Below are 24,553 nucleotides of genomic sequence, written 5' to 3'. Positions count from 1 at the left end.
AAGGTGAGAGAGGCCCTGATACAATACCGAACCAAAAGCGCCCATGCCACAATGGCATGGGCACTTTTATGTTATGGGGCGCTGAAGTTATGAGATTTGTGCACTGCGCCTGCTGCCCAAGGCTCAATGCTCGGAATCAGGTGACGGACACGTCTGCGCTGGAATGCGAATGGTCACACATGTGCCGTGGCCGATTTCGCTTTCGCAGAAAAGACCGTACTCCGGCCCATAGGCCAGGTGAAGCCGTGCGTTGATATTGCGAACCCCATAGCCGCCTTTGGTGTTGGCACTGGAAGCATCAGCCGAAAAGTTCGCCACCCGGGTGGCCTCATCCATGCCCACACCGTTGTCTTCCACGGTGATGATTAAATCGTCCTGCTGGCGGTGGGCGGCGATGCGCAGACAACCGGTTTTGTCTTCCCGTTCAAAGATGCCGTGAATCACTGCGTTTTCGATGATGGGTTGCAAAACGATTTTGATGATGGAACATTGTTCCACTCCGCGTTCGATTTCCCATTTTACCTGCACCCGGTTTTCAAACCGCATATTCTGAATTTCCACATAGAGCTGCGCATGCTTGAGTTCGTCCGAAAGTGGAATGACCTCCCTGCCGCGGCTAAGCGACAGTCGATAAAACCGGGCCAACGCATTGACCATTCGGCTGATTTGAGGGACGTTGGAGGCGATGGCGGTGCAGTTGATCAGATCCAGCGAATTGTACAGAAAATGCGGATTGATCTGAGCCTGAAGCGCTTTCAGTTCCAGCGCTTTGATCTGCTGGCCCTGTTCCAGTTTTTCGTCCATGAGCGTGTCGATGCGGGTCATCATATTGCTGAAGCTGCGCATCAGCTGGCCGATTTCGTCACGGCCCTGAGGCTCTACCCGGGCGGAAACATCCCCGTGCTCCACCGCGTGCATGGTGTCATTCAGGCGGTAAAGTCGGCGCGCAATGGAATGACTGAGCCGATACGCCAAGAAATACGCTGCGGCCGTGAGCAAAAGCACTACCACCAGCATTTCCAGACGCAGTTCGCGACTGGTTCGAAAGATGTCATCCCGCGGAAGGGCGGCGGCCAGGGTCCAGCCGCAGTCCTCCAAGATCATTGACTGGACATGAAAACGACCCAGCGAGGTGTTCACTTCCGTCCAGCCATCCGAAAAGGCGGCCGGCAGAGAACCACTGAGCTGTTCTGCTCTGTCCGGGGAGGAGGATGTGAGGATCTGCCCGTCGTCCAGCAAAAGAACGGCTCCGTTTTGGGTGATGGTGCTGCGGCTGACGGCGGCGTCCACTCGGTCGGCGGCGATGTCGATCCGCAGGATCGCCAACGGCTTCTGTACGGAGCTAGGATCATAAATCAGGCGCATCAGTGAGTACCATTGCTGCTCGCTTTCGGGCTGATCGGAAAAATCTGAGGGGCCGAACCAGCACGCAACACTTCCGTTTTGAAAAGGCTCCAGCCAACGGCTGCCTCTTACAGACTGAAGCGAGACGATATCTGTGGAATTGGTGTACAGGTAGTCGTTGTTCACGTATAGGCGGATGCGATCCACCCCCGACATGGAGCGCAGGTAGAAGAAAGTGGTGGAGATTCGGTTGCGATCCTCCAGGCGCTGTATGTAGCTGGTGGTATTTGCATCACCGGAAGCGAGCGCGTAGAGAGTGGGGTCCATGGTCAGAATATCGGACACCTGCGCCAGGCGACCGAACAGATCCTCCAAAGCGGTATGCGTGTCTTCAAAGGCCTTCTGCGAGGCAGAAAATGTCTGCTCTTCAATGACGGTATTGATGCGATGAAAGGCGTAAAGCGTGAAAGCGCCCAGGGGAAGCACTAGCAACAGGAAAAAGATGCACAGCAGTTTGCCCCGAAGGCTCACGTCCAACAACAGGCTGCGCCAACAGGCGCGCAGTTTATTCTTCATGGCAGCAAAGATTCTCCCGGTAAAGGCGGGGCGAGATGCCCACTTCCTTGGTGAACAGTTTTACAAAATATTTTCCGTCCAGATAGCCCACTTCGTGCGCGACTTCGTACAGCTTGCGGCTGGGGTCTGCCAGCAGACTTTTGGCCCGTTCCATTCGCAGTTCGGTCAGCTTCTGATTGACGGTGCGGCCGCTGTTCTTTTTATAGGCGCTGCAAAGATAGGTGTGCACGAATCCCAGATCCGAGGCCATGGTCTGCACGGTGAGCTCGTTGTCTGAAAAATGCGCGGCCAGATATTCATCCACGCGGGTGACCAGATCCTGCGCGTTGCTTTCCGCTGCTTGAAAATAGGTTTCCATGGCGTCGGTAAGCGCCTGCCACAACAGCAGCAAAGTGGGCTGTTTGGCGGCGGTGTAGAGCAGGTAATCGCCCTGTTCGGTCACGGCGGTGATGTTCCGGCTTTCCGCAGCGGCCAAAAGCGCGAATACGATCTGGCAGTAGAGATTGCGAACCACTTCCGGCGGCGTGCCCTCGCACTGACGCAGCTCTCTGTAAATGCGGGCTGTGAGGGCAAGTGCCTCCGGCCGGCATTTGTGGCGGATCAGATTGCCCAATGCGGTAAAAATCGCTTTTTCATAGACGTATACCCGGCCGTTGTTCGGCTGGGAGAGATCTCCATTCTCCCCGCGGTAGAACAACAGCTGTGGATCCGGCAGACTTCGCTTTTCCAGTTCTGCCGTCACTTCCTGCAGCACAGTGCTCAATTCTTCAAGATCGATGGGTTTTTCCACATAACTGGCGGCCCGCAGTTTGATGGCGCCTTTGAGATATTCTTTGTCGGTGTAGCCACTGAGAAAGATAAACTGGCAGTCCGGGTAGATCTCTCGTACGGCGCCGGCCAGTTCCAGACCGTTCATGCGAGGCATCTTCACATCGCTGATGACAATGTCCGGCCGGTGAAGGCGGGCCAGCTCCAAAGCCTGGGCGCCGTCCTCTGCCTCTTCCACCCGGTCTACTTGCAATTTCTCCCAGGGAACATAATTGCGAAGAATCTCCCGGGGCATTTTTTCATCATCTACGATCAGTACGGAAAAGCGCATGCCAGCCCCTCTTTCTTGTATATTCTTACTATAATATAGACTGAAAATTATAACGATTCAATGGATTTTGATGCAAAAAATAAAAAATTCTTAAAATACCATAATTTTTCCCACCTATCATAATCGGCTCCCGTTGTTTTGAAAGAGCCGGTCTGATACGATGTGAGTGGAGAAAAACACAGTGCAAGGAGGCCGGGGCGATGAAACGGAGCAAACATCCTTTTCTCCAGGATTTGAAAGAGAACCGGATTAAATGGCTGATGCTGCTTCCAGCAGCCATTGTGGTGATCCTGATGTGCTACATTCCCATGGGCGGAATTGTGCTGGCTTTCAAAGAATACAACTACCACGATGGAATTTTCGGCAGCCCTTGGGTGGGGTTCAAGAATTTTGAATACTTTTTTCAGTCGGGGAAGGCGTGGAGCGTCACGCGGAATACCATCCTGTACAACCTGGCTTTTCTGTGCGTGAATACGGTTTTGCAGATCACCTGCGCCATCCTTCTTTCCGAGCTGGCGGGCAAGTGGTTCAAGCGAATCACTCAGTCGGTCATGTTCTTTCCGTATTTTATCTCCTGGGTTGTAGTCGGAGCCTTTATCTACAACATGTTCAACTTCGAGTTTGGCGCGGTCAACACGTTCCTGCGTTCGCTGGGGCTTGAGCCGGTGGATATTTACTCCAACGAGGCGGTCTGGCCCTTCATTCTCATCGGAGTGAGCGCTTTCAAAAATGTCGGATACGGTACGGTGATGTATCTGGCCAGCATCATGAACATCGACGGTCAGCTGTACGAGGCGGCCGATCTGGACGGCGCGAACATGTGGCAGAAGATCCGCCACATCACTCTGCCGGGCATTCGGCCCACAGTGGTCATTTTGTTCCTGCTGGCCATCGGTACCATTATGAAGGGTGATTTCCAGATGTTCTGGCAGGTCACCGGCAACAACCCCATGGTGTTGGAAGTGACCGATGTGATCGATACTTATGTGACGCGCTCTCTGCTGCAGCTGCAGGAGTTCGGCATGACCAGTGCCGCGGGCTTATATCAGTCGACGTTTTCCTTCCTGTTGGTACTGCTTGCCAACAAATTGGTGAAAAAGGTTGAGCCGGATTACGCATTGTTTTGAAAGGAGGCAGACTTATGGCCAGCAAAACCAAAATCGGCAAAAAGCCCATCGGGCGGGATCGCGTCATCTTCGACGTGATTTCGGTGGTGGTGCTGACGGTGCTTTCTGCGTGCTGTCTGCTTCCGTTCCTTCTGGTGCTCAGCGGTTCTTTTTCCGATCAGACGTCCATTCTGACCCACGGTTACCAGCTGATTCCGGAGACATTTTCGCTGGATGCGTATAAAACGCTGTTCAAAATTCCCGAGGATCTGCTTCGCGCTTACGGCGTAACGATTTTCGTCACAGTCACCGGCACATTTTTGGGACTTTTCTTTACCAGCATGGCGGCCTATGTGCTGGCCAGCAGCACGTTCCGCTATCGGTATCAGGTGTCGTTTTTCTTCTATTTCACGTCCATTTTTGGCGGCGGTCTGGTGCCCTGGTACATCTTCAACACCAAGTATCTGCATTTTCACAACAGTCTGATTGCGCTGATCATGCCGATCCTGATCAATGTGACCTATCTGCTGATTTTAAAAAGTTACATGGCCGGCATCCCGGAAGCGCTGTATGAATCCGCACGGCTGGACGGCGCAGGAGATTTCACCATTTATCTTCGCGTGGCCATGCCATTGTGCAAAGCGGGACTTGCAACGGTGGGGCTGTTCATTGCGCTGAATTACTGGAACGACTGGTACGACGCCATGCTCTTCCTGGACGAAGGACGCAGCGATTTGTATCCGCTGCAGTATTACCTGAACAACATTTTGACCAAGTCACAGGCCATTGCAGCGGCAGCTGCCCGCAGCGGTCTGCCCATGAGCGAAGTGCCCAGCGAGCCAATGAAACTGGCGATGACCGTGGTGGCCACGGGCCCCATCATTCTTCTGTATCCGTTTTTACAGAAATATTTTGTCAAAGGCGTCACCATTGGCGCCGTGAAAGGCTGACGGGAAGAAACTGCGCGCGGGCGCAGTGAATATACAGACAATAAGGAGGAAAAACCATGAAAAAAACAGCGAAACTGTTGGCGCTCGTTCTGGCCCTGGTGCTGGTCGTGAGCGCATTCACCGGCTGCGGAGGAACAACTGCGTCCAGTTCCACAGCCCCGGCATCCGGCGCATCCGGCTCTGGTACGTCCGGCCCGGATATCTCGGAAGAAGTCACGCTGACCATGTACTTGATCGGTGACCGTCCGGTGGACAATGATAAGGTGTTTGAAAAAATCAACGAGCGCCTGAAAGAAGAAATCAACGCAACTATTGACGTGAAGTACATGAGTTGGAGCGAGTACGAGCAGAAATATCCGCTGATTTTTGCTTCCGGCGAAGATTGGGACATGATCTTTACCGCGGACTGGTGCTTCTACAATGCACAAGCCAGCAAACAGGGCTTCTGGGAGATCACCCCCGAAGCGCTGGAAACCTATGCGCCCATGACGGCCGAAAGCATGTATCCCGAAGCCTGGGAGCAGGCCAAGGTGGACGGTAAGGTCTATATGCTGCCCATGAACTATCAGGAACTGACTGCTTATGTCTGGATGGCCCGCGGCGATTTGATGGACAAATACGGCATCGAATCTCTGGACACCTTTGAAGGTGCGGAGCAGTATATGCAGGCGATTGTGGACAACGAGCCCTCTATGATCCCGCTGGATGTTGGTTCTGATTATGACCGCCAGTTTGTGTTTGACCTTCTGTGGAACGTGAAGTCTTACGCCAGGGATGATGGCAATTATGCTGTGCTGCCACCGGTCAACCTGATCACCTGTGTGCAGGAGAACGATCCCGAAGCCAATGTGATGAGCACATTGGATGCAGACATTTTCATGGATACGCTGAACACCGTGAAAGACTGGCGCGACCGGGGCTTCTGGAGCCGCAATGCCGTTGTCAACACGCAGAACAATACCGAGAGCTTCCAGGCGGGCAAGTCCGCACTGGCTGTGATGAACATCAATACGGCCAAGAGTTTGTACGCTACGCTGCAGGCGGAACACCCCGAGTGGGATGTGCGTGTGTTTGACGCCATGAACGGCGCTCCTGCGACCATCCAGTCCTATCTGGCCAACGGCATGAGCATTTTCTCCAAGTCCAAGAACCCGGAACGCGCATTGATGGCGCTGGACTATCTGCGCAATGACGAAATCTGCCACAACCTGTTCTGCTACGGCATTGAAGGCGTGCACTGGGAGGCTGTGGGGGATCATGGCCTGAAGTCTTTGCCGGACAGCTCGAACTACGCCTACGACAGCAACTGCAACTGGGGCGTGCGCAACGATCAGTTCTGGCGTACCGTAGAAGGCGGAATTCCCAATTCCGAGGAACTGACGGAGAACTGGAAGGAGACCGCCCGCAGTGGACGTTATATCACCTTCGTGTTTGATGATTCCGAAGTGAAAAACGAGGTGGCAGCAATCAGCGAGATCTATAACTCCGACTATAAACTGCTGCAGCTTGGCTTTACGGACGATCCGGCTGGCGATGTGGAAAAACTGAAGGCAAAACTGGATGCCGCCGGCGTCGATGTTCTGCAGGAAGCGTTCCATACACAGGCACAGGCCTTCCTGGAAAGCCATCCCGAATAAGAAAAATCAACCTATGGGGGATGGCGGGCATATCCCGCCATCTCCCTTTTATCTTTGCTTCACCGGACGATCAAAACCAGGAGATGTTCTATGACAAGCTATGAATTTCTTCTCACCGACAGCCTGGAAAAAGTGCTGCCGGACCGACGGCCCGAGGAGCTGTCAACCGGTGTGCCTGTGCTTTTGAAAAATCAGAAATGGTCTTTCCAGCTGGCTTACACCTGTCAAAATGATGATTTCGGAGAAACTTCCACAACCTTTTGCCTGCGGTGCACCGGTACCGCCAGAGCCGCGCTGCGGCTTTTTCAGGTGGAGCTGGTGCCCTGCGATTACCCTTGCCATGGCACCTGGGATGACAATTATCTCACCACTCGCCCGGGCCTTTTGCCGGATTTGCTGCGACCCGCCGAATGGGACGAAACGTTCAAGGCGGTGCCGGCCCAGTGGCGCAGCCTGTGGCTGACGCTGGATGCCTCGCTGCTGGAGCCGGGCTGTGCTGCAATGGAACTGGAACTGGTGGACCCGGATGGTTGTCAGCTGGCGGTGTTTTCGCTGTCGGTGCAGATATTGCAGCAGGCGTTGCCGCCGCAGACGCTTTTGCAGACCCAATGGTTCCACGCGGATTGTCTGGCCGACTATTACCGGGTGCCGGTGTTCAGCGAGGAGCACTGGCGCATTCTGGATCATTTTATGGCCAGCGCTGCAGAGCACGGCATCAATATGCTGTTGACCCCGGTATTCACCCCGCCGCTGGACACCGTCAGGGGCGGTGAGCGCACCACGGTACAGCTGGTGGACGTGCTCCTCGCGGACGGACAGTGGAGCTTCGGGTTTGACCGATTGCGGCGCTGGGTGAACATGGCGCGCAGCCACGGAATCACCGAAATCGAAGTGGCGCATCTGTTTACCCAGTGGGGCGCGGAATTTGCCCCCAAAATTATGGTACATACCTCCAGCGGGCTGGAAAAACGCTTTGGCTGGCATACCCCGGCCGTGGGCGGTGAATACACCCGGTTCCTGCGGGCTTTTCTCCCCGCCCTGAAGCAGGAACTGGATGATCTGGTAGGCCTTGCGCACGTGTGGTTCCATATTTCCGATGAACCGCATGACAAGGAGAAAGCCACCTACGCCGCCGCAAAGGCAACGGTGGCCGACCTGCTGGAGGGGTGCCATGTGATCGATGCACTGAGCAGCTATGACATTTATCAGGAAGGAATTGTAGAGAAGCCGGTTGTCTGCAATGACTGCATTCAGACATTTGTAGACCATGGTGTGACCGGCCTTTGGACCTATTACTGCACCGTACAGGCCGTTGCGGTGCCGAATCGTTTTATTGCCATGCCCAGCGCACGCAACCGCATTTTGGGTGCGCTGCTCTACGGCTATGATCTTGAGGGGTTTTTACATTGGGGGTTCAATTTTTACAATTCACAACGCTCGGTACGGCACATCGATCCCTTCCGGGTGACCGATGCCGGGGAAGCTTTTCCTTCGGGGGATGCTTTCCTGGTTTACCCGGGGCCGGATGGTACAGCCTGGGGATCCATCCGGGGAGAAGTACTCAAGGAAGCGCTGCAGGATCTGCGGCTGCTGCGTCTGTGCGAAAGCCGGATTGGGCGCAGGCGCACGGTGGATTTGCTGCGAGCGGTCGGCGGAGAAATGAGCTTCACACATTATCCGCGGGACAAAGCGTTCTTTTCGCGGCTGTGGACGGCAGTTCTGGCGCTGCCGGAAGTGGCCGGTACCTCTGACAATGCAGAAAAGAGCGATTGAATCACAGAAAAACAGTTGAAAATGATCTTGCGTGAGGTGCTGACGTAAGGACGTTAGAACAACGGCTTCTGGAATTTGTTTTTGTGTGAAAAAAGCCACTGTCCATTTTGTTGGACAGTGGCTTTTTATTTTTGCAAAAACGCCTTTACTGCGGGGCCAGCAGGTCTGGCTCCCGCTGACGGATATAGGCCTCCAGGGTGTTTCTGTCAATCAGAGACGGAACCACGCCTTCCCGTGTGACGCTGAAGCCCGCCGCGTAGGTGGCAATGCGCACGGCCTTCAGCAGCGGGTAGCCGTACAAAAGGTACGATGCAAGCCCGCTGATAAATGCGTCGCAGGCGCCGGAACTGTCCACCGGGTCAAAGTCCTGGGCGGGCAGCCGCTGGCAGATTTGAGCGTTTTTAACATAGCAGCCGTTTTCTCCCAGCGTGACAATGACGGTGCCCACGCCCTGCTTCAGAAGAAAATCGGTCTGGGCGTCCATTCCCCGCTGGGAAGGACACAGTTCCTGCAGCTCTTCGTGGTTGGGAACCAGAATGTCTACGTTCTCCAGCAGTTCCCGGGGAAGCACGCCGCAGGCGGCCGGTTTCAGAATGGTGGCGATGCCCCGCCGCCGTGCCAGCCGTGCGGCCTGCGTCACGGTGGGCAGCGGAATCTCGGTTTGCAGAAGACAATACGCCGTGTTTTCAAACAGGCGCTCGTCCTGGGAGAGGTCGTCCGGCGAGAGCGCTTCGTTGGCACCGGACATGATGGAAATCATGGAATTGCCGTCGTGCTGTACAAAAATATAGGCCTGTCCGGTTTTATAGCCGGCCCGTCGGCGGACGCCCACCGGGTCGATGCGGTATTGATTCAGCGTGGTGAACACTGTGTCGGAGTCCACGTCGTTGCCTACGCAGCCGATCAGAGAAACACGGTGCCCCAGCCGCGACACGCCCACAGACTGGTTGATGGCCTTGCCGCCCACATAGATGGCGGAGATGGATGAGTTCACCGTTTTTCCGGTGCGGGGAAGTTTGTCTACATTGAGGTAGTTGTCGATGTTGATACTGCCGACCACCGCAATTTTCGGCGAGCGATTGTTATAGGGAATGCCGATGGAATCGCTGCTGTCCAGTACCGGGGTATGGAGAAAGACCTCGCCCGGGTCCGGTGCTTTTTCCACACGGGCGATCAGGCGGGAACACAGGTATCGGCCAAATTCGCAGTGCGGAATGGTGTAACCGGAAATTTTCGGATAGCGCAGAACACCTCGGGAATCATCCCGCAGGGTAATCAGCGACAGGTCATAGGGCAGCTGATAGTGCAGTACGGTGATGGCGTCAAACAAAGCGGTGGCTGCCGCGTAGTGGGAATTGACGATGCCGCTGACTGCGTGTGCGGAAATTTTTTGCAGCAGGCTGTCGGTGATGCCCCGGAACACGAATTCTTCCCGCAGGGGAATGTGATTGTCAAACAGGCATTGCTGGTAACCTGCCAGAAAAGCCTGGGTGCGGGTGCCTTCGCTGAGCAGACAACCGATGTCCGTGTGGCCCAGCTCCACCAGTTTTTGAGTGGCCTGATAACCCAGAGTGGCGTAGTCAATGTTCACCGCCTGCGGCTGGTCAATGTTGAACAGGAAAGCGGGAATGTGTGCTTCCTCCAGCATGTCCCGGTGGCGAAGACTGTCGGGGCTCAGCGGCTCCCACAGCAAGCCGTCAATGCGCAAAGAGCACAGGACGGATAAATTCCGCTCTTCGCTTGCTTCGTCGCCGCCGCTTTCCCGGATCATCAGCGTATAACCTGCCTGCTGGGCGGTTTCCAGCATGCCGGTCAGCGCCAGATTCATGCTGGCGCTGCTTCGCAACAGCACGCCCAGCGTCCAGGTTTTGCTGTCTTTGGACAGGGCTGCTGCGTAGGGTTGGTAGTGGTATTCCTTGGCGATTTTGAGGACCCGCTCCCGCGTTGCGGCACTGATGCTTTCGTCCTTGTTGTTCATAATTTTGGAAACCGTGGAAACCGAAACCCCGGCCAGCTGCGCAAGTTTGCTGATGTTCATATTGTTTTGCGCGAACCTTCGCGTAAAAGGCCGCGCGCTCCTTTCGTCCGATGTAAGGGTCTGCGATGACTTTATTATAGCGAATTTGAAAGGATTTTCAAACCTCTGCTTGAAAAATTGAATAAAAAGTGTTGACAGTGTTAGAAAAAAGTTGTATTTTATGTTCAGGAAAACATTTCAAGAAAACATTTTCCGAGAAAAGAGAGTTGCATATGAGGGTATTGAATCTTGGCTCTTTGAATTTGGACAAGACATACAGCGTGAAACATTTTGTACAGCCAAAGGAAACCATCCAGGCGCTGCGGTACGAAGAATTCTGCGGAGGAAAGGGACTCAACCAGTCGGTGGCCATCGCCCGGGCAGGTGCAAAGGTATACCACGCGGGTAAGATCGGCACAGACGGCGAACGGCTGCTGACCTTTCTGAAACAGGCCGGGGTGAAAACCGATTACATTCAGAGCACGGACCGGGCCACAGGCCACGCCGTCATTCAGGTAGATGAAACCGGGCAGAACAACATCATCATCTGGGGCGGTGCAAACGCGGACATCTCCCGGGGAGATATTGACCGGGCGACCGAAGTGTTCTGGCCGGGCGATCTGCTGCTTTTGCAGAACGAGATCTCCAATGTGGATTACGCCATCCGCCGGGCCAAACAGCAAAATATGAAAGTGGTGTTCAACCCTTCGCCCATCAACGACGCCATTGAAACGTATCCGCTAGAATTGGTGGATTGCTTCATTCTCAATGAAGTGGAGGGACGGTGCCTGGCCCGCGTGGACAGCGAGGAGCCGGACGTGATTCTGGAAGGGCTGAAGGCACGGTTCCCGGGCGCGGAGTTCGTGCTGACAGTGGGCGAAAAGGGCGCGTACTTTTTTGACGGAGAACAAACCCTGTACCAGAAGACTTATTCGGTGGGCGTTGTGGACACCACCGGCGCGGGCGATACCTTCTGCGGTTACTTCCTGGCATCCATGGCGCAGGAACGGCCGGTGCGGGAGGCGCTGCGCATGGCCAGCGCGGCGGCGGCCTTGTCGGTAACACAGCAGGGTGCTGCCCAGAGTATTCCGGATAAAAAAGAAGTTGAGGCGTTTCTCGCCAGTCAAGAAGAAGGAGGAGACTGAGATGCAAAAAGTGATTCTGGATGTAGATACCGGCACCGATGACGCCATTGCCATGATGACGGCGCTGCTTTCACCGGAACTGGAAGTGTTGGGTGTGTGCTCGGTGAACGGAAACCGCGGCATCGACTTTACCACCGAAAACACTTTGCGTGTGGTGGAATATCTGGGACTGCAGGACCGTGTTCCCGTATACCGCGGCTGCAGCCTGCCCATGGTGTCCACTCTGGCGCCGGGCCGGCGACCCAACGTTCCTTACAAGGGACCGGAAAATCCCGAGGACAATGTGCACGGCGATTACATCGAACTGCCGGCGGCCACCATCCGGCCGCAGCCCGAACACGCGGTGTTCTGGCTGATCGACACGCTGATGAAGTCGGACGGAGACATCATCCTGATTCCGGTGGGACCGCTGACCAACATCGCCATGGCTCTGCGCATCGAACCGCGCATTGCACAGAAGATTCAGAGAATCGTGCTCATGGGCGGCGGCTATCGGGAAGTGAACATCACGCCCTCGGCGGAGTTCAATTTCTGGATCGATCCGGAGGCGGCCAAGATCGTGTTTGACAGCGGCTGTGACATCACCGTTGTACCTCTGGACGCCACCCATGCGGCCGCTGTTTCCGTGGAGGATGCCGAAAAGCTGCGGGCCAAGGGGACCAAGGCCGGGCGGTTGACTGCGGACATCGTGGCACAGCGGCACCGGGCTTACAAGCACTGGCAGCCCATGGCCGATGTGAACACCGTGCCGGTGCACGACGCGCTGGCAGTGTGCACGGTGCTGGACGAGCGCGTGCTGCGCGACGTGCGGGAGACCTGGGCGGATGTGGACATCTCCGGCGGCGCGGCCGATGGTATGAGTATTTTTGATTTGGACCGGAGAGACAAAAGCAAAAAACCCAATGTGAAAGTGGCACTCGGCGCGGACAAAGCGCTGTTTACCGAGATGTTATTGAAGATTCTTTAAGGAGGACAAACCAATGAAAAAGACGCAACGACTGATCGCATTGTTTCTGGCATGCTGCATGGTGCTCACATCCTGCGGCGGAACCGGCGGGGCCGCTGCCTCGGGCACTTCGGGTGAAGGCGAAGGAGCCGGCGCAGGCATGAAAGTGGCTTACGTGACACCCGGCGCCACCGGTGACAACGGATTCTGTGACTCCGTGGCCGGCGGCCTGAAGCGCATCGAAGAAGATTTCGGCGCGCAGACCACCATCATCGAGAACAACAACGACGCATCCAAATACGCTGAGTCGCTGGAGGCGTGCTTCCAGTGGCAGCCCGACGTGGTGTTCTCGGAGCCGTACGGCTTTGAAGAACTGTACACGCAGTATGCGGACAAGTACCCCGACACCAAGATCGTCTGCCTGGACTTTGTGCTGGAAAATACCGCCAAGACCATCAGCAGTTACACCTTCATCAGTGAAGAAGGCGCATTTTTGGCAGGCGTTACCGCGGCTTTGGTGACCACCAGCGATCTGGAACTGGCCAATGGTGAGAAAAAGGTCGGCTTTGTGGGCGGCCAGGACATCCCCGTTATCAAAGGCTTCTACAAAGGCTTTGAGCAGGGCGTGGCGTATGTGGACCCCGAGATTGAAATTGTTTCCACCTATGTGGGCGACTTCTTTGATCCGGTCAAGGGCAAAACCGCGGCCAAGCAGCTGTATGCACAGGGCGTGGACATTGTGTTCCAGGCAGCGGGCACTTCCGGCCAGGGCGTTCTGGAAGCAGCCAATGAGGAAAACAAATATGCCATCGGCGTGGACTCCAACCAGAACGGTTTGTATCCGGGCCACGTGGTAACTTCCATGGTCAAAGACCTGGACGGCGCCGTGTATGACATGTTTGCCATGATGATGGACGGCACCTATGAGGCCAACCACCTGTACACCAAGGGCGCCGGTCCCAGCGGCGTATACCTTGCCATTGACGACTACACCCGCGACATTCTGAGCGAGGACATGATCGCCCAGATCGAGGAAGTGGAGGACAAGATCGTCTCCGGCGAGATCACCGTGGAGCAGTACACCGAAGAATAAGTTCTATGGAGGAGTTGCGATGGAGCCGTATATTCAACTGAAAGAGATCGTAAAGGTCTTTCCGCCGGACAAAGTGGCGCTGAACAAGGTTTCCATGGACATTCGCGCAGGTGAGATCCATTCGATCATCGGAGAGAACGGCGCGGGCAAATCGACCCTGATGAAAGTGCTGTTCGGGCTGGAGAAGGCCAACGAGGGCGAGACGTTTATCGACGGAAAAAAGGTGAATATTTCAACTCCTCAGGAAGCAGTCCGCCTCGGCATCGGAATGGTTCATCAGGAGTTCATGCTCATCGGCGAGTACACCGTGATCGAGAACATCGTGCTGGGTGACGAACCCACCCGGCACGGTCTGCTGGACCTGAGCGCGTCCCGTGCGAAACTGGAAAAAATTATGCGGGAGTTTAAGTTTGACATCCCGCTGGACGCCAAGATCCGTGATATTTCCATTGCGGCGCAGCAGAAGGTTGAAATCGTCAAGCTGCTGTTCCGGGATGTAAAGACACTGATTCTGGACGAACCCACCGCCGTGCTGGCGCCGCAGGAAGTGGACGAGCTGTTCGTCCTGCTGAACCAGATCCGAAGCCAGGGCAAGACCATTATTTTCATCAGCCATAAGCTGAACGAGGTGCTGGCCATCTCCGACCGAATCACGGTCATGCGCAATGGTCAGTACATTTGGACCAAGGACAATCAGGGCCTGACCAAAGCGGACCTGGCCAATGCCATGGTAGGCCGTTCGGTGATGCTCAGCGTGGAAAAGGCGCCTGCACATCCCGGCGAGGTGCGCATGGAAGTGCAGCATCTGACCATGCAGGATCAGAACCTGGCCCATAAAAAACATCTGGACGACGTGAGCTTCACACTGCGCGGCGGCGAGATTCTGGGCGTCGCGGGCGTAGAGGGCAACGGCCAGTACGAACTGGTGCAGGCCGTCATGGGCCTGATGCAGGCCGAGGGCCGTATTCTGGTGGACGGCACGGATATCTCTCAGATGTCCGTGAGTGAACGGCGCCGCCGGATCGCATACGTGCCGCAGGACCGCAAGCAAAGCGGCAGTTCTCAGAACGAGAGCATTTTGATGAACTCCATCATGACTCACCACTATGTGAACCCCAAGATTTTAGGCAAATGGGGCCTGCTGCGCCAGAAGGAGTGCAGGGCTCTGGCCAAAAAAATCATCGAGGGGTATCAGGTCAGCTGCCAGGGGCCGGATATGAACATCGGCTCTCTGTCCGGCGGCAATCAGCAGAAGGTCATTATCGGCCGCGAATTTGAGCTGGACAGCAAGATTCTGGTAGTGGACCAGCCCGTGCGCGGCCTGGACGTGGGGTCCATCGAGTACATTCACCGGCGGATCGTGGAAAAACGGGATGCAGGCGATGCCATTTTGCTGGTGTCCGCGGACCTGGATGAACTGTTCAATCTGTCCGACCGGATGATCGTCATGTACAACGGAAAAATCGCAATGGAAAAGAACATCGAAGATACCACCAAAGAAGAGGTGGGCGCGTATATGCTGGGCGCGGGAGGTGACGAAGGTGAAAAATAAGAAAAATCTGACCGTGGTGCTGGGTGTTGTGACCGCCGTTATCATCGGCATGATCATGCTGGCGTCCCAGGGGTATTCGCCTTCCACATGCTACACCAGCATTCTCAAGTACAGTTTGTCCACAGATGTGGGCCGCGCCAACACCATTAACCGATTTGTATTCCTGATGCTGGCGGGCGCTTCGGCGGCCATGGCCCTGGGCTCCGGTGCATCCAACCTGGGCCAGTTCGGTCAGCTGCTGATGGGCGCCATGGCGGCTACCCTGATCGGTCTGTACGTACCCGCGCCGGCCATCATCCTGATTCCTCTGATGATTCTGGCCGGTATGCTGGCAGGCGCGCTGTGGGCCGGTGTTGCCGCACTGGGCAAAAAGCTGTTCGGCATGAATGAATTCATCATCACCCTGATGCTGAACTTTGTGGCGGACTACTTCATCCGGTACCTGATCTCCACGCCGCTGAAAGACCCTGCCACCCAGTGGCCGGCCAGCCGTGTGGTCTCGGAGAACGGCATTCTGCCCGCCTTTGGAAAGATCGATTCGGCAGTATTCATCATGATCGCAGTGTACATCGCGGCAGTGTTCCTGGTGCGCAAGAGCAAAATGGGCTATGAACTGCGCATCATGGGGCAGAACGAGTTGTTCGCCCGGGTGGGCGGCTGCAACACGGACAAGAACTTCTTCCGTGCCATGCTGCTCAGCGGCGCGCTGGCAGGTCTGCTGGGCGCTATGATGATCGTGGGCGCCACGCAGCAGCACCGCGTGATCAGCGGTTTGGGCGAAAGCTTTGCCAACGATGGTCTGATGATCTCCATCATCGCCGGCAACAACATTGCAGGCGTGTTTATCTACGCCATTCTGTTCTCCATTCTGCAGTCGGGCGCTACGGGCATGCAGCTGGATACGGGCGTTCCGTCCGAGTTTACCACCATGCTCATTGCCATCACCGTGCTGTCGGTGGTTGCGTTCCGCGCCTATTCGGGCATCTTCATCAACAAGATGATCGCCCGCAGAAAAACCAAGGACCTGGAGGTGAGCAAATGAGTCTGATCATTGAAATTCTGAAATCGGCCCTGCCCGCTTCCATTCCCATTCTGCTGGCGGCTTTGGGCGGCCTGTTCACCTGGCACGCCAACGTGTTCAACATCTCCATGGAAGGCATGCTGCTGATCAGCGCGTTCACCTCCGTGGTGGGATCCTATTTGTTCGAATCCTGGTGGATGGGACTGCTCTTCGGCATCCTGGGCAGCGTGATCGTATCGCTGCTGTTCGCGTTCTTTGTGCTGAAGATGAAGACCGGCGAGTTCATCACCGGTATTGCCATCAACTCGTTTGTGGCCGGCGCCACCACCTATTATCTGCGCCAGCTGTTTGACGTCAAAGGTTCGCTGATCGACCCCCGCATCGTGGCGCTGCCCAAGTGGGACATTCCTATTGTGCGGGATATCCCCGTGCTGGGCGAGATCGTGAATGGCCATGCTTTCCCGCTGTACATCACCTTCCTGGTGGTCGTGCCGCTGGTGTATGTGGTCATTTATAAAACATCCTTCGGCCTGCGCCTGCGCGCCTGCGGCTATGACGCCAAGGTCATCGACTCGGTGGGTATCAAGGCCGACAAACTGAAATTCTTCTCCATCCTGATCTGCGGTGTGCTGTGCGGCATCGGCGGCACCTTCCTGAGCCTGGGCATCATGCGCATGTTCACAGAGAACATGTCCAACGGCCGCGGCTGGATCAGCCTGGCCATCATCATCCTGTCTTCTGGCAACCCGCTGACCGTGCTGGCCATCTGCCTGATTTTCGGCATTACCGAGGGTATGGGCCTGACGCTTCAGCAAATCAACATTCCCAACCAGTTCACCGATATGCTGCCGTACCTGGCAGTGCTGGTAGCGCTGTACATCAACAGCCGTAAAGTGGCGAAAAAGAAAAAAGCACAGATCTGAAAAGGAGAGCAAAGATGGAAAAACAAAAAGTGATTCTGGACGTGGATACCGGCACCGATGACGCAGTGGCAATTATGCTGGCGGCACTGTCTCCGGACGTGGAGCTGCTGGGCGTATGCTCGGTGAACGGAAACCGCGGCATCGACTTCACCACCGAAAACACCCTGCGCGTGGTGGAATATCTGGGCCTGCAGGACCGTATTCCTGTCTACCGCGGCTGCAGTCTGCCCATGGTGTCCACCCTGACGCCGGGCCGCAGAGACGGCATTCCCGCCACAGGCGAGATGGACTCCAACAACATCCACGGCGATTATGTGGAGCTTCCTCCCTCGACCATTCACACCCAGCCCGAGCACGCGGTGTTCTGGCTGATCGATACGCTGATGAAGTCGGATGGGGACATCACCCTGATCCCTGTAGGTCCGCTGACCAACATTGCCATGGCTTTGCGCATCGAGCCGCGCATCGCCCAGAAAATCAAGCAGATCGTCATCATGGGCGGCGGATACAAGGAAGTGAACATCACCCCCTCGGCGGAGTTCAACTTCTGGGTGGACCCCGAAGCCGCCAAGATCGTCATGGACAGCGGCTGCGACATCACGGTTGTTCCTCTGGACGCTACGCACAAAGCGGTTTTGTCTCTGGCGGACGCCGACGCACTGGAAAGCAGCGGCACGCCGGCCGGAAAGGCCACGGCCCGGTTCATCCGGCACCGGCAGGCCGGGTACAAGGTGTGGCAGCCCATGGCGGACATCGACACCGTGCCCATTCACGATGCACTGGCCGTGTGCGCGGTGATCGATCCGGACGTGCTGCAGAATGTGGTGCACACCTATGTGGACATCGACATTGCCGGCGGCGCGGCAGACGGCATGAGCATCTGCGACGTGGACAAGCGCTACAAAGACAAACAGCCCAATGCGTGCGTGGCGTTGAGTGCTGACAAGGACCGGTTCAGCCGGATGGTAAAAGAGATTCTTTGCTGATAAAAAAGAGCGGACCTTTCGAAGGTCCGCTCTCTTTTTTGTCAGGGACGGCGCAGCAGCCGTTCCATGGCAACGCACTTTTCATCGTATACCTGAATCTTGCGGTCCAGCCGGTCCAGCACCGCCTGCAAGTCGGCAATGCGCTGCGCCAGCTGCTCCCGCTGCTCCAGCAAAAGCGCTTTCCGGGCGGGAAGCGTATCATCTCCCTGCTGGAACAGGGCCACATATTCAATCAGCGCTTCAATGGGAAGCCCGGCCGCCCGCATGCATTTGATGAATTCCACCCAGCCGCAGTCGGTTTCGTCGTAGTCCCGAATGCCGCCGGCGCTGCGGTGCACCGGCGGAATCAGGCCGATGCGCTCGTAATAACGCAGAGTGTCCGCAGAGACACCGTATTTCTGACTCACCTGCGCAATGGTCATGGTTTGTCCCTCCTCTCGGCATGTGCTGTTCCCGGGAATCACATCCCGGTTGCGGAAAAAGACGGGGTCAGAGGCGGCCGCGCCCCTTCACCAGCCCTTGTACTTTTCCAGAAAATCAATCAGATTCATGGTTTGAATATCTTTCAGGATTTCGGCATCCTCAAACCACCAGGCGTCCGCGAGATATTTTCGGCCGCTCATATAGGCCCATTGTTTCTCCTCAAAACGGACCCATACGGGACACGGGTCGCAATGGTAGAGACAGATGTGCCCGTCGATCACAAGACCGCTTGTTTCGCTGATTTGGTACATCCGGGCAAATACTGCGGAATCCTCGCCTGCCATGACCTGCTGATACTCCCGAAGGAGCGTGTCCAAGGGGAGTTCTTCCTTTACCACGTTCTTCAGCAGCGGGCCGGCCGCTTCCGGCGACGGCAGCGGAATATCATAAGAGGGATAGCCTTTCAGAGAGACGTTTGCATGCAAAGCAAACACCGCGTCTCTGCGAATGATGATTTGCTTCATCGTTCCATCCTTCCTTTCCCCTGCGGGACAGAATCCGGCCAGGCCGCACCGCGTACAATTGACAAAGTTCGGTCAGGGACGGCCAAACAGCTGGGCCGCCTCGTTCATGTTGGCAACCACATCCACACCAAAGGGGCAGCGGCGGGTGCAGGCGCCACAAGCGACACACTCGTCCGCTTTGTGGGGCAGAACAGCATAATGCTCCCGCACTGTCTCCGGCACGCCGTTTTGGGCGCGGGCCAGGTTCAGAAACTTGGTGACGGCGGCTACATCGATGCCCTTGGGGCAGGGCGCGCAGTGGCCGCAGTACATGCAGTGGCCGTTCCAGCTGATCCGCGGGAAAGAGGAAAACGCCGCGGCATAATCCCGCTCGTCCTCGCCGGCGGTCTCGTAGGCAAGGCTCTGTTCCAGCTCGGCCACGGTGTGAGCACCCGTCATCACCGCCGCCACGGCGGGACGGGTCAGCGCATAGTGAATGCACTGGCACGCCGTCAGTGCCCGGCCCGCGGGCGACAGTTTTTCGTTCAGCAAATCGCCGCCGCCAAAGGCTTTCATCACGGTGATGCCCACGCCCCGGGTTTCGCACAGCTCGTACAGCCGTGCCCGGTCGGGGTCCATGTTGGTCAGATCCTTTTCGTAACTGGCCCCGCTCCAAAGGGCCTCGCAGTCCTCACCGGCGGGCTGCAGGTCATAACAGGGGTTCACGCTGAACATCAGAACGTCGATGAGCCCGCTTTCCACGGCCGCGGCGGCCGCCACGGGATTGTGGCTGGACAGGCCGATGCAGCCGATGCGCCCCTGGGCTTTCAGCTGACGGGCGTAGTCCATCACCGGGCCGTTCTGCACGCCGTTCCAGTCTTCCAGCGAATCCACATAATGGATCATGCCGATTTCCACATGGTCGGTCTCCAGCCGGGTCAGCAGGTCTTCAAATCCGGCGCGCACCTCGCGGATGTCCCGGGTGCGCTTATACTGGCCGTCCTTCCAGACAGTGCACAAATGGGCCTGCAGGATAAACCGGTTCCGGCGACCCTTCAGCGCCCGGCCCAGCCGGCTGCGCATCTCCGGGTCCGGCGAATACAGATCCAGGCAGTTGACACCGGCCTGCTCCGCCGCGTTCAGCAGCGGCTCCACCAGTTCGCCGTCGTGATCCACAAATCCCTCGCACCCAAGGCCGATCTCGCTGACCATCAGGCCGGTGCGTCCCAGTTCACGATAATTCATAGAGTTCCTCCTCAGTCGGTTTCAAAATGGCGGGCCACCTCTTTCAGGCGGTCCGGAATGGCAATGTGCTGGGGGCATACCCGCACACAGGCGCCACAGCCAATGCAATCCGAGGCTTTCCCATGGGTGGGGCCGTAGTTTTCATAATAGGCCTGGTGCGTGTCAAACGTATTTCCGCCGGTGCCCAAATCGGTATTGTACAGCTCAAAATAGCGGGGAATGGGGATATGGGCAGGGCAGCCATCCACGCAGTAACGGCACCCGGTGCAGGGGACCGCGGCTGCCTGACGGAGCAGGGCGGCAGCACCGGCCACAGCGGCGCGCTCGGCTGCATCAAAGGGCGGCGTGTGTTCCATTGCGGCGGTGTTTTCCGCCACCTGTTCCAGCGTGGACATGCCGCTGAGGACCATCTGTACGTTTTCCAGGCCGGCGGCAAAGCGCAGCGCCCAGACCGGCGCGCTCCAGTCCGGATGGATCCGGCGCATCCGTTCCAATGCCGCCTGAGGCAGGGTGGCCAGCGTGCCGCCCTTCACCGGCTCCATTACGGTCACGGGTTTCCCGTGGCGCAGGGCGGTCTCGTAGCAGAGGCGGGACTGCACAGAAGCGTCCTCCCAGTCCAGATAATTGATTTGAAGCTGCACGAAATCCACCTCGGGATGCTCGGTCAGGATCCGGTCCAGCACCTGTGCGCTGTCGTGGAAGGAAAAGCCCAGCCGGCGAATGCGGCCCTCGGCCTTCTGCTGGCGGGCAAAGGCAAAGGTGTCCAGGCGGCAGGCGGTCTCGTAATGTGTGGCCGTCAGGCTGTGCAGAAGATAAAAGTCAAAGTAATCCACGCCGCACCGGGCCAGCTGCTGCTCAAAAATGCGCGGCTGATCGCTGCTTTTCTGCAACATCATCACAGGCATTTTGTCCGCCAGCAAAAAGCGGGAGCGAGGATGGCGCTGGGTGAGCGCCTTGCGCACCACTTCTTCGCTGCACCCGCCGTGATACATATACGCGGTGTCAAAATAGCAAAAGTCCCGCTGCAGAAAGGCATCCACCATGGGCGCCACCCGCTCCAGATCCACGTCTTTGTCTGCGCCGCCCGCTGTGAGGGGAAGGCGCATCATGCCGAAGCCGAGTTTTTTCAACATGGCTGCCTCCTGCTTCAAAGCTCGTTGTAGGCCGTCTCGTCCACCGGCTCCAGCCATTCGTTGGACGCGCCCTGTGCGGGAACTTCCAGTGCCAGGTGCTGGAACCAGGCGTCCCGGGCCGCGCCGTGCCAGTGCTTGACTTCGGGCGGGATATTGACTACGTCACCGGGCTTCAGCGCGCGGGCGGGCTGGCCCCACTCCTGATACCAGCCGCGGCCGGCTGTTACCAGAAGGATCTGACCTCCTTTGTGATGGATGTGCCAGTTGTTGCGGCACCCCGGTTCAAAGGTGACGTTGCCCACGCCCACACCCTGTGTGGTGAGCATGGTCAGATAGCTTGTTCCCACAAAATACTGTGCAAAGGCGGTATTCTCCCCGCCGACGGGGAAGACAGCGCCGGGGCCGAGAGCGGCCCGGATCTCGGATTCATTCATAGCGTTTCTCCTTCGTTTGGTGTGACTTCGGTGATGCAGCGGATGGCGTTCAGGCTGCGGGGATACCCGATGTAGGGCGCCAGCGCCGTCACAGCGCCCATCAGCACGGAACGGTCGTTGCCCGCGCCCAGATTGGCACGGATGTGGGCGGTCAGCTGGGGCTCGCAGCCGCCCATGGCCGCCAGAACCGCAAAGGTGACCAGCTCCCGCTGGCGCGCGTCCAGCCCGCCGCGGGTGTAGTAATCTCCGAAGCAGTTGGCGGACAAAAAGTCCTGGATGGGTTTCTGGTCCGCCGGCGCCGAAGCGCGCATGGTTTCGATCTGCTCAGCCCCGAACAGCTGCTTTTGCACGGCAAGCCCTTTTTCAAAACGGGTCGCCGGGGTGGTGGTGCTCTGCGCAGGCAGCGGCAAGGCAACGCCCCGCGCGCGGAAGACCTGATTGGCCGCCGCAAAGCAGGGCTGGACCCGTGCGTAACCCGCGTAAGGCACCGTGTGGTACAGAATCTCCCGGGCCTGCACCGGTGTCAGGCCTGCGTCCAGCGCGTCGTTCAGGGTGCTGGCGTACAGCTCCGGTCCGCCGCAGGCGGCCAGGGCAGACAGCAGCACCAGAAAGCGCACCGGCTCGGTCAGCCCGCAGTGCCGGGGCGCCTGCTGACAGGCAAAATCTTCAAAGAAAGCGGAAAATTCCGGATCGGTCTCACGGAATGATTCACACATACAGCATCCCTCCCGAGGATTCGTTGCTTTTACTGTACACCCTGGAGTATACTCCAAGTCAAGAGATTTGCAAAAAAATTCCCACGGGGTTCACACATTTTCGGCGGGGCGTGGTATACTATAAAAAAGGAAGGGGGCGGCTTTCATGGGGCTGCGTGAATATTGTTTCAACGGAAAGCAGGAACTGGAACTGGAGAGCCTGCCCACCAATGCCAAAGGCGACGGTCTGACCAAGAAGGACAAGGAAACTTATCTGGCTTATACAGAGAAGAACCTGGCGCGCATTGCCGCGCTGCAGGACAAGCTGTACGCGGCGGGCAAAGAGGGCATCGTGGTGGTGCTGCAGGCTATGGACGCCGCAGGCAAAGACAGCACCATCAAGCATGTGATGCGCGGGATGAATCCCCAGGGTGTGGATGTGGTCAGCTTTAAGCAGCCCACCAGCGAGGAACTGCGCCACGACTATTTGTGGCGCGCCCACAAGGCCCTGCCGGAGCGGGGCAAAATCGCCATTTTCAACCGCTCTTACTACGAGGACGTGCTGGTGGTGAAAGTGCACCGGATGCAGAAGAGCTACGCCATGGCGGACCGGTGCATCGACGCGCCGGACAAGGACTTTTTCGGAAAGCGCTATCTGCAGATTCGGGATTTTGAGGAATATCTGTACGAAAACAGCTACCGCGTGGTGAAGATTTTTCTCAACGTATCCCGCAAAAAACAAAAGCAGCGCTTTTTGGAACGGATCGACGTGCCGGAGAAAAACTGGAAATTTTCCGAGAGCGATTTAAAAGAGCGGGCCCACTGGGACGAGTACATGAAAGCCTACGAGGCGGCCATCAACGCAACGGCCACCAAGCACAGTCCCTGGTACGTGATCCCTGCGGATCAGAAGTGGTATGCCCGGTTCCTTGTGTCGGAAGTGGTGCGCAAGGTGCTGGAGGAAGCGGACCCGGCCTATCCGGAACTGCCCGAGGAAAAGCGGCGGGACCTGGCCGCCTGCAAATGGATGCTGCAGACAGAAGAATAAAAAAAGCCCCGGCCGCAAGGCCGGGGCTTTTTTGCGTTACAGGGTGCCGTTGAACGCGGGAATCAGTTTGGCCCAGGTGGCGCTGCCCACCACACCGTCGATGGGCAGGCCGGCTTTGGCCTGGAACTGCTGAGTGGCACGGTTGGTGGCCGTGCCGAACTGGCCGTCTACGGTCAGTTTTGCGCCCAGCGCGTTGAGATAGCTTTGCAGAAAGCGCACGTAATCGCCCGAAGAGCCGGTGCGCATGGCCGTGCCGGAATAGGGCGTGGTCACCTGTGTGGGGGTGGTGGTGCTCTCGGCATTGTGCACCGATACAATGGCGTTCCAGGTGTTTTTGCCCAGCTGGCCATCGGCGGTCAGACCGAACTGACTTTGGAAGCGGCGCACCGCGTTGGACATGTTGGAGCCATACTGACCGTCCTCGGTCTGCTTGTTGATGCCCGGATACAGGGTGGCCACCTGGTTCAGCCGCATCTGCATGTGGCGCACGTCCTGCCCGGTGGAACCGGAGCGCAGCGTGATGCCGGGCCAGGTGTCGGCGCTGCCGTTGTAGGCGGCGTTGTAAGCCGCCACGATGGCGTTCCAGGTGGCGGGGCCGATCTTGCCGTCAATGGAAAGCCCCTTCAGCGCCTGAAACTGCTTGACGGTGTTAGCGGTGGCCGCGCCGTACTGGCCGTCGACCGTCAGTGTTTTCAGCGTGGGATAGCCTGCCTTTTGCAGGGCGTTGAGATAGGTCTGCATCCGGGCCACCTCGCTGCCGGACGAGCCGGTCTGCAGGACACGGCCGGGATAGACCGGGCCGGATATCTCGATTGTCTGTGCCATAGAAAAACCTCCTCGTATTATAAAGTAGTAGTGTTTATAGACCCTCTCCAAGGTCTATATGCTATACTGTTGGAGATAC

At 57.1% G+C, this 24,553-nt stretch carries 22 protein-coding genes; 12 read left to right on the top strand and 10 right to left on the bottom strand.

Annotated elements, in window-relative coordinates:
• Positions 1 to 123: 123 nt before the first annotated feature.
• Positions 124 to 1,920, bottom strand: coding sequence for a cache domain-containing sensor histidine kinase (locus WMO24_RS12330; RefSeq protein ID WP_349216721.1), 1,797 nt, complete (start codon positions 1,918 to 1,920; stop codon positions 124 to 126).
• Positions 1,910 to 3,019 carry a response regulator transcription factor gene (locus tag WMO24_RS12325; protein ID WP_349216720.1) on the bottom strand — a complete coding sequence of 370 codons (1,110 nt, stop codon included), beginning with the start codon at positions 3,017 to 3,019 and terminating at the stop codon, positions 1,910 to 1,912. The genes WMO24_RS12330 and WMO24_RS12325 overlap by 11 nt, the downstream gene beginning before the upstream one ends.
• A gap of 200 nt (positions 3,020 to 3,219) precedes the next feature.
• Between WMO24_RS12325 and WMO24_RS12320 the strand changes: the two genes are divergently transcribed.
• The 4 genes from WMO24_RS12320 to WMO24_RS12305 all read left to right on the top strand — a co-directional run bounded on the left by WMO24_RS12320 (position 3,220) and on the right by WMO24_RS12305 (position 8,485).
• Positions 3,220 to 4,146 carry an ABC transporter permease gene (locus WMO24_RS12320; RefSeq protein WP_349216719.1) on the top strand — a complete coding sequence of 309 codons (927 nt, stop codon included), beginning with the start codon at positions 3,220 to 3,222 and terminating at the stop codon, positions 4,144 to 4,146.
• A 14-nt stretch (positions 4,147 to 4,160) separates the two neighbouring features.
• On the top strand, positions 4,161 to 5,075 hold the full coding sequence (locus WMO24_RS12315) for a carbohydrate ABC transporter permease (RefSeq protein WP_349216718.1): 915 nt from the start codon (positions 4,161 to 4,163) through the stop codon (positions 5,073 to 5,075).
• A 56-nt stretch (positions 5,076 to 5,131) separates the two neighbouring features.
• Positions 5,132 to 6,712: an ABC transporter substrate-binding protein gene (locus WMO24_RS12310; protein WP_349216717.1), complete on the top strand. Its 1,581-nt coding sequence runs from the start codon at positions 5,132 to 5,134 to the stop codon at positions 6,710 to 6,712.
• Between the two features lie 90 nt (positions 6,713 to 6,802).
• Entirely contained in the window at positions 6,803 to 8,485 is a 1,683-nt protein-coding gene (locus WMO24_RS12305; RefSeq protein WP_349216716.1) for a DUF4091 domain-containing protein, read from the top strand.
• Positions 8,486 to 8,630: 145 nt separating this feature from the next.
• Here the strand turns inward: WMO24_RS12305 and WMO24_RS12300 are convergent, their stop codons facing one another.
• A complete protein-coding gene (locus WMO24_RS12300; protein ID WP_349216715.1) occupies positions 8,631 to 10,523 on the bottom strand; it encodes a PfkB family carbohydrate kinase in 1,893 nt (630 codons plus the stop codon).
• 212 nt (positions 10,524 to 10,735) lie between these two features.
• On the opposite strand from WMO24_RS12300, the gene WMO24_RS12295 reads away from it, so the two are divergent.
• Genes WMO24_RS12295 through WMO24_RS12265 form a run of 7 tightly spaced genes read left to right on the top strand, consistent with a single transcriptional unit; the run spans position 10,736 to position 18,168 of the window.
• Positions 10,736 to 11,647 carry a ribokinase gene (locus WMO24_RS12295; RefSeq protein WP_349216714.1) on the top strand — a complete coding sequence of 304 codons (912 nt, stop codon included), beginning with the start codon at positions 10,736 to 10,738 and terminating at the stop codon, positions 11,645 to 11,647.
• 1 nt (position 11,648) lies between these two features.
• Positions 11,649 to 12,614, top strand: coding sequence for a nucleoside hydrolase (locus WMO24_RS12290; RefSeq protein WP_349216713.1), 966 nt, complete (start codon positions 11,649 to 11,651; stop codon positions 12,612 to 12,614).
• Positions 12,615 to 12,627: 13 nt separating this feature from the next.
• The gene (locus tag WMO24_RS12285; protein ID WP_349216712.1) at positions 12,628 to 13,686 is read left to right on the top strand and encodes a BMP family ABC transporter substrate-binding protein; all 1,059 of its coding nucleotides are present in this window, start codon (positions 12,628 to 12,630) and stop codon (positions 13,684 to 13,686) included.
• A 19-nt stretch (positions 13,687 to 13,705) separates the two neighbouring features.
• Positions 13,706 to 15,238, top strand: coding sequence for an ABC transporter ATP-binding protein (locus WMO24_RS12280; RefSeq protein WP_349216711.1), 1,533 nt, complete (start codon positions 13,706 to 13,708; stop codon positions 15,236 to 15,238).
• Positions 15,228 to 16,280, top strand: coding sequence for an ABC transporter permease (locus WMO24_RS12275; protein WP_349216709.1), 1,053 nt, complete (start codon positions 15,228 to 15,230; stop codon positions 16,278 to 16,280). Before WMO24_RS12280 ends, WMO24_RS12275 begins: the two co-directional genes overlap by 11 nt.
• A complete protein-coding gene (locus WMO24_RS12270; protein ID WP_349216708.1) occupies positions 16,277 to 17,182 on the top strand; it encodes an ABC transporter permease in 906 nt (301 codons plus the stop codon). Before WMO24_RS12275 ends, WMO24_RS12270 begins: the two co-directional genes overlap by 4 nt.
• Before the next feature lie 14 nt (positions 17,183 to 17,196).
• Complete coding sequence (locus WMO24_RS12265; protein WP_349216707.1) at positions 17,197 to 18,168, top strand: nucleoside hydrolase; 972 nt, start codon at positions 17,197 to 17,199, stop codon at positions 18,166 to 18,168.
• 41 nt (positions 18,169 to 18,209) lie between these two features.
• Here the strand turns inward: WMO24_RS12265 and WMO24_RS12260 are convergent, their stop codons facing one another.
• The 6 genes from WMO24_RS12260 to WMO24_RS12235 all read right to left on the bottom strand — a co-directional run bounded on the left by WMO24_RS12260 (position 18,210) and on the right by WMO24_RS12235 (position 22,622).
• Entirely contained in the window at positions 18,210 to 18,590 is a 381-nt protein-coding gene (locus WMO24_RS12260) for a MerR family transcriptional regulator (protein ID WP_349216706.1), read from the bottom strand.
• An 87-nt stretch (positions 18,591 to 18,677) separates the two neighbouring features.
• The gene (locus tag WMO24_RS12255; protein ID WP_349216705.1) at positions 18,678 to 19,115 is read right to left on the bottom strand and encodes a hypothetical protein; all 438 of its coding nucleotides are present in this window, start codon (positions 19,113 to 19,115) and stop codon (positions 18,678 to 18,680) included.
• A gap of 72 nt (positions 19,116 to 19,187) precedes the next feature.
• Positions 19,188 to 20,339: an aldo/keto reductase gene (locus WMO24_RS12250; RefSeq protein ID WP_349216704.1), complete on the bottom strand. Its 1,152-nt coding sequence runs from the start codon at positions 20,337 to 20,339 to the stop codon at positions 19,188 to 19,190.
• An 11-nt stretch (positions 20,340 to 20,350) separates the two neighbouring features.
• Positions 20,351 to 21,472 carry an aldo/keto reductase gene (locus tag WMO24_RS12245; protein ID WP_349216703.1) on the bottom strand — a complete coding sequence of 374 codons (1,122 nt, stop codon included), beginning with the start codon at positions 21,470 to 21,472 and terminating at the stop codon, positions 20,351 to 20,353.
• A gap of 14 nt (positions 21,473 to 21,486) precedes the next feature.
• Entirely contained in the window at positions 21,487 to 21,906 is a 420-nt protein-coding gene (locus WMO24_RS12240) for a cupin domain-containing protein (protein WP_349216702.1), read from the bottom strand.
• The gene (locus tag WMO24_RS12235) at positions 21,903 to 22,622 is read right to left on the bottom strand and encodes a carboxymuconolactone decarboxylase family protein (RefSeq protein ID WP_349216701.1); all 720 of its coding nucleotides are present in this window, start codon (positions 22,620 to 22,622) and stop codon (positions 21,903 to 21,905) included. Before WMO24_RS12235 ends, WMO24_RS12240 begins: the two co-directional genes overlap by 4 nt.
• A gap of 145 nt (positions 22,623 to 22,767) precedes the next feature.
• Here WMO24_RS12235 and WMO24_RS12230 point away from each other — a divergent pair, with 145 nt between their 5' ends.
• A complete protein-coding gene (locus tag WMO24_RS12230) occupies positions 22,768 to 23,649 on the top strand; it encodes a polyphosphate kinase 2 family protein (RefSeq protein WP_349216700.1) in 882 nt (293 codons plus the stop codon).
• A gap of 36 nt (positions 23,650 to 23,685) precedes the next feature.
• Here WMO24_RS12230 and WMO24_RS12225 read toward each other — a convergent pair whose 3' ends face one another.
• A complete protein-coding gene (locus WMO24_RS12225; protein WP_349216699.1) occupies positions 23,686 to 24,474 on the bottom strand; it encodes a peptidoglycan-binding domain-containing protein in 789 nt (262 codons plus the stop codon).
• Positions 24,475 to 24,553 lie beyond the last annotated feature (79 nt).

Origin of the sequence: Ruthenibacterium intestinale (assembly GCF_040096265.1) — a bacterium.
GTDB classification, from domain to species: domain Bacteria; phylum Bacillota; class Clostridia; order Oscillospirales; family Ruminococcaceae; genus Ruthenibacterium; species Ruthenibacterium komagatae.
This window is presented reverse-complemented; position numbering and strand designations above follow the sequence as displayed.

What these genes read in the sequence shown, in the direction of transcription:
- WMO24_RS12290 (WP_349216713.1), top strand. Translation starts at nt 11,649, where the DNA reads ATGCAAAAAGTGATTCTGGATGTAGATACCGGCACCGATGACGCCATT.
- WMO24_RS12310 (WP_349216717.1), top strand. Translation starts at nt 5,132, where the DNA reads ATGAAAAAAACAGCGAAACTGTTGGCGCTCGTTCTGGCCCTGGTGCTG.
- WMO24_RS12240 (WP_349216702.1), bottom strand. Translation starts at nt 21,906, where the DNA reads ATGAATGAATCCGAGATCCGGGCCGCTCTCGGCCCCGGCGCTGTCTTC.
- WMO24_RS12295 (WP_349216714.1), top strand. Translation starts at nt 10,736, where the DNA reads ATGAGGGTATTGAATCTTGGCTCTTTGAATTTGGACAAGACATACAGC.
- WMO24_RS12300 (WP_349216715.1), bottom strand. Translation starts at nt 10,523, where the DNA reads ATGAACATCAGCAAACTTGCGCAGCTGGCCGGGGTTTCGGTTTCCACG.
- WMO24_RS12285 (WP_349216712.1), top strand. Translation starts at nt 12,628, where the DNA reads ATGAAAAAGACGCAACGACTGATCGCATTGTTTCTGGCATGCTGCATG.
- WMO24_RS12245 (WP_349216703.1), bottom strand. Translation starts at nt 21,472, where the DNA reads ATGTTGAAAAAACTCGGCTTCGGCATGATGCGCCTTCCCCTCACAGCG.
- WMO24_RS12250 (WP_349216704.1), bottom strand. Translation starts at nt 20,339, where the DNA reads ATGAATTATCGTGAACTGGGACGCACCGGCCTGATGGTCAGCGAGATC.
- WMO24_RS12315 (WP_349216718.1), top strand. Translation starts at nt 4,161, where the DNA reads ATGGCCAGCAAAACCAAAATCGGCAAAAAGCCCATCGGGCGGGATCGC.
- WMO24_RS12260 (WP_349216706.1), bottom strand. Translation starts at nt 18,590, where the DNA reads ATGACCATTGCGCAGGTGAGTCAGAAATACGGTGTCTCTGCGGACACT.
- WMO24_RS12225 (WP_349216699.1), bottom strand. Translation starts at nt 24,474, where the DNA reads ATGGCACAGACAATCGAGATATCCGGCCCGGTCTATCCCGGCCGTGTC.
- WMO24_RS12230 (WP_349216700.1), top strand. Translation starts at nt 22,768, where the DNA reads ATGGGGCTGCGTGAATATTGTTTCAACGGAAAGCAGGAACTGGAACTG.
- WMO24_RS12305 (WP_349216716.1), top strand. Translation starts at nt 6,803, where the DNA reads ATGACAAGCTATGAATTTCTTCTCACCGACAGCCTGGAAAAAGTGCTG.
- WMO24_RS12270 (WP_349216708.1), top strand. Translation starts at nt 16,277, where the DNA reads ATGAGTCTGATCATTGAAATTCTGAAATCGGCCCTGCCCGCTTCCATT.
- WMO24_RS12320 (WP_349216719.1), top strand. Translation starts at nt 3,220, where the DNA reads ATGAAACGGAGCAAACATCCTTTTCTCCAGGATTTGAAAGAGAACCGG.
- WMO24_RS12280 (WP_349216711.1), top strand. Translation starts at nt 13,706, where the DNA reads ATGGAGCCGTATATTCAACTGAAAGAGATCGTAAAGGTCTTTCCGCCG.
- WMO24_RS12265 (WP_349216707.1), top strand. Translation starts at nt 17,197, where the DNA reads ATGGAAAAACAAAAAGTGATTCTGGACGTGGATACCGGCACCGATGAC.
- WMO24_RS12330 (WP_349216721.1), bottom strand. Translation starts at nt 1,920, where the DNA reads ATGAAGAATAAACTGCGCGCCTGTTGGCGCAGCCTGTTGTTGGACGTG.
- WMO24_RS12325 (WP_349216720.1), bottom strand. Translation starts at nt 3,019, where the DNA reads ATGCGCTTTTCCGTACTGATCGTAGATGATGAAAAAATGCCCCGGGAG.
- WMO24_RS12255 (WP_349216705.1), bottom strand. Translation starts at nt 19,115, where the DNA reads ATGAAGCAAATCATCATTCGCAGAGACGCGGTGTTTGCTTTGCATGCA.
- WMO24_RS12235 (WP_349216701.1), bottom strand. Translation starts at nt 22,622, where the DNA reads ATGTGTGAATCATTCCGTGAGACCGATCCGGAATTTTCCGCTTTCTTT.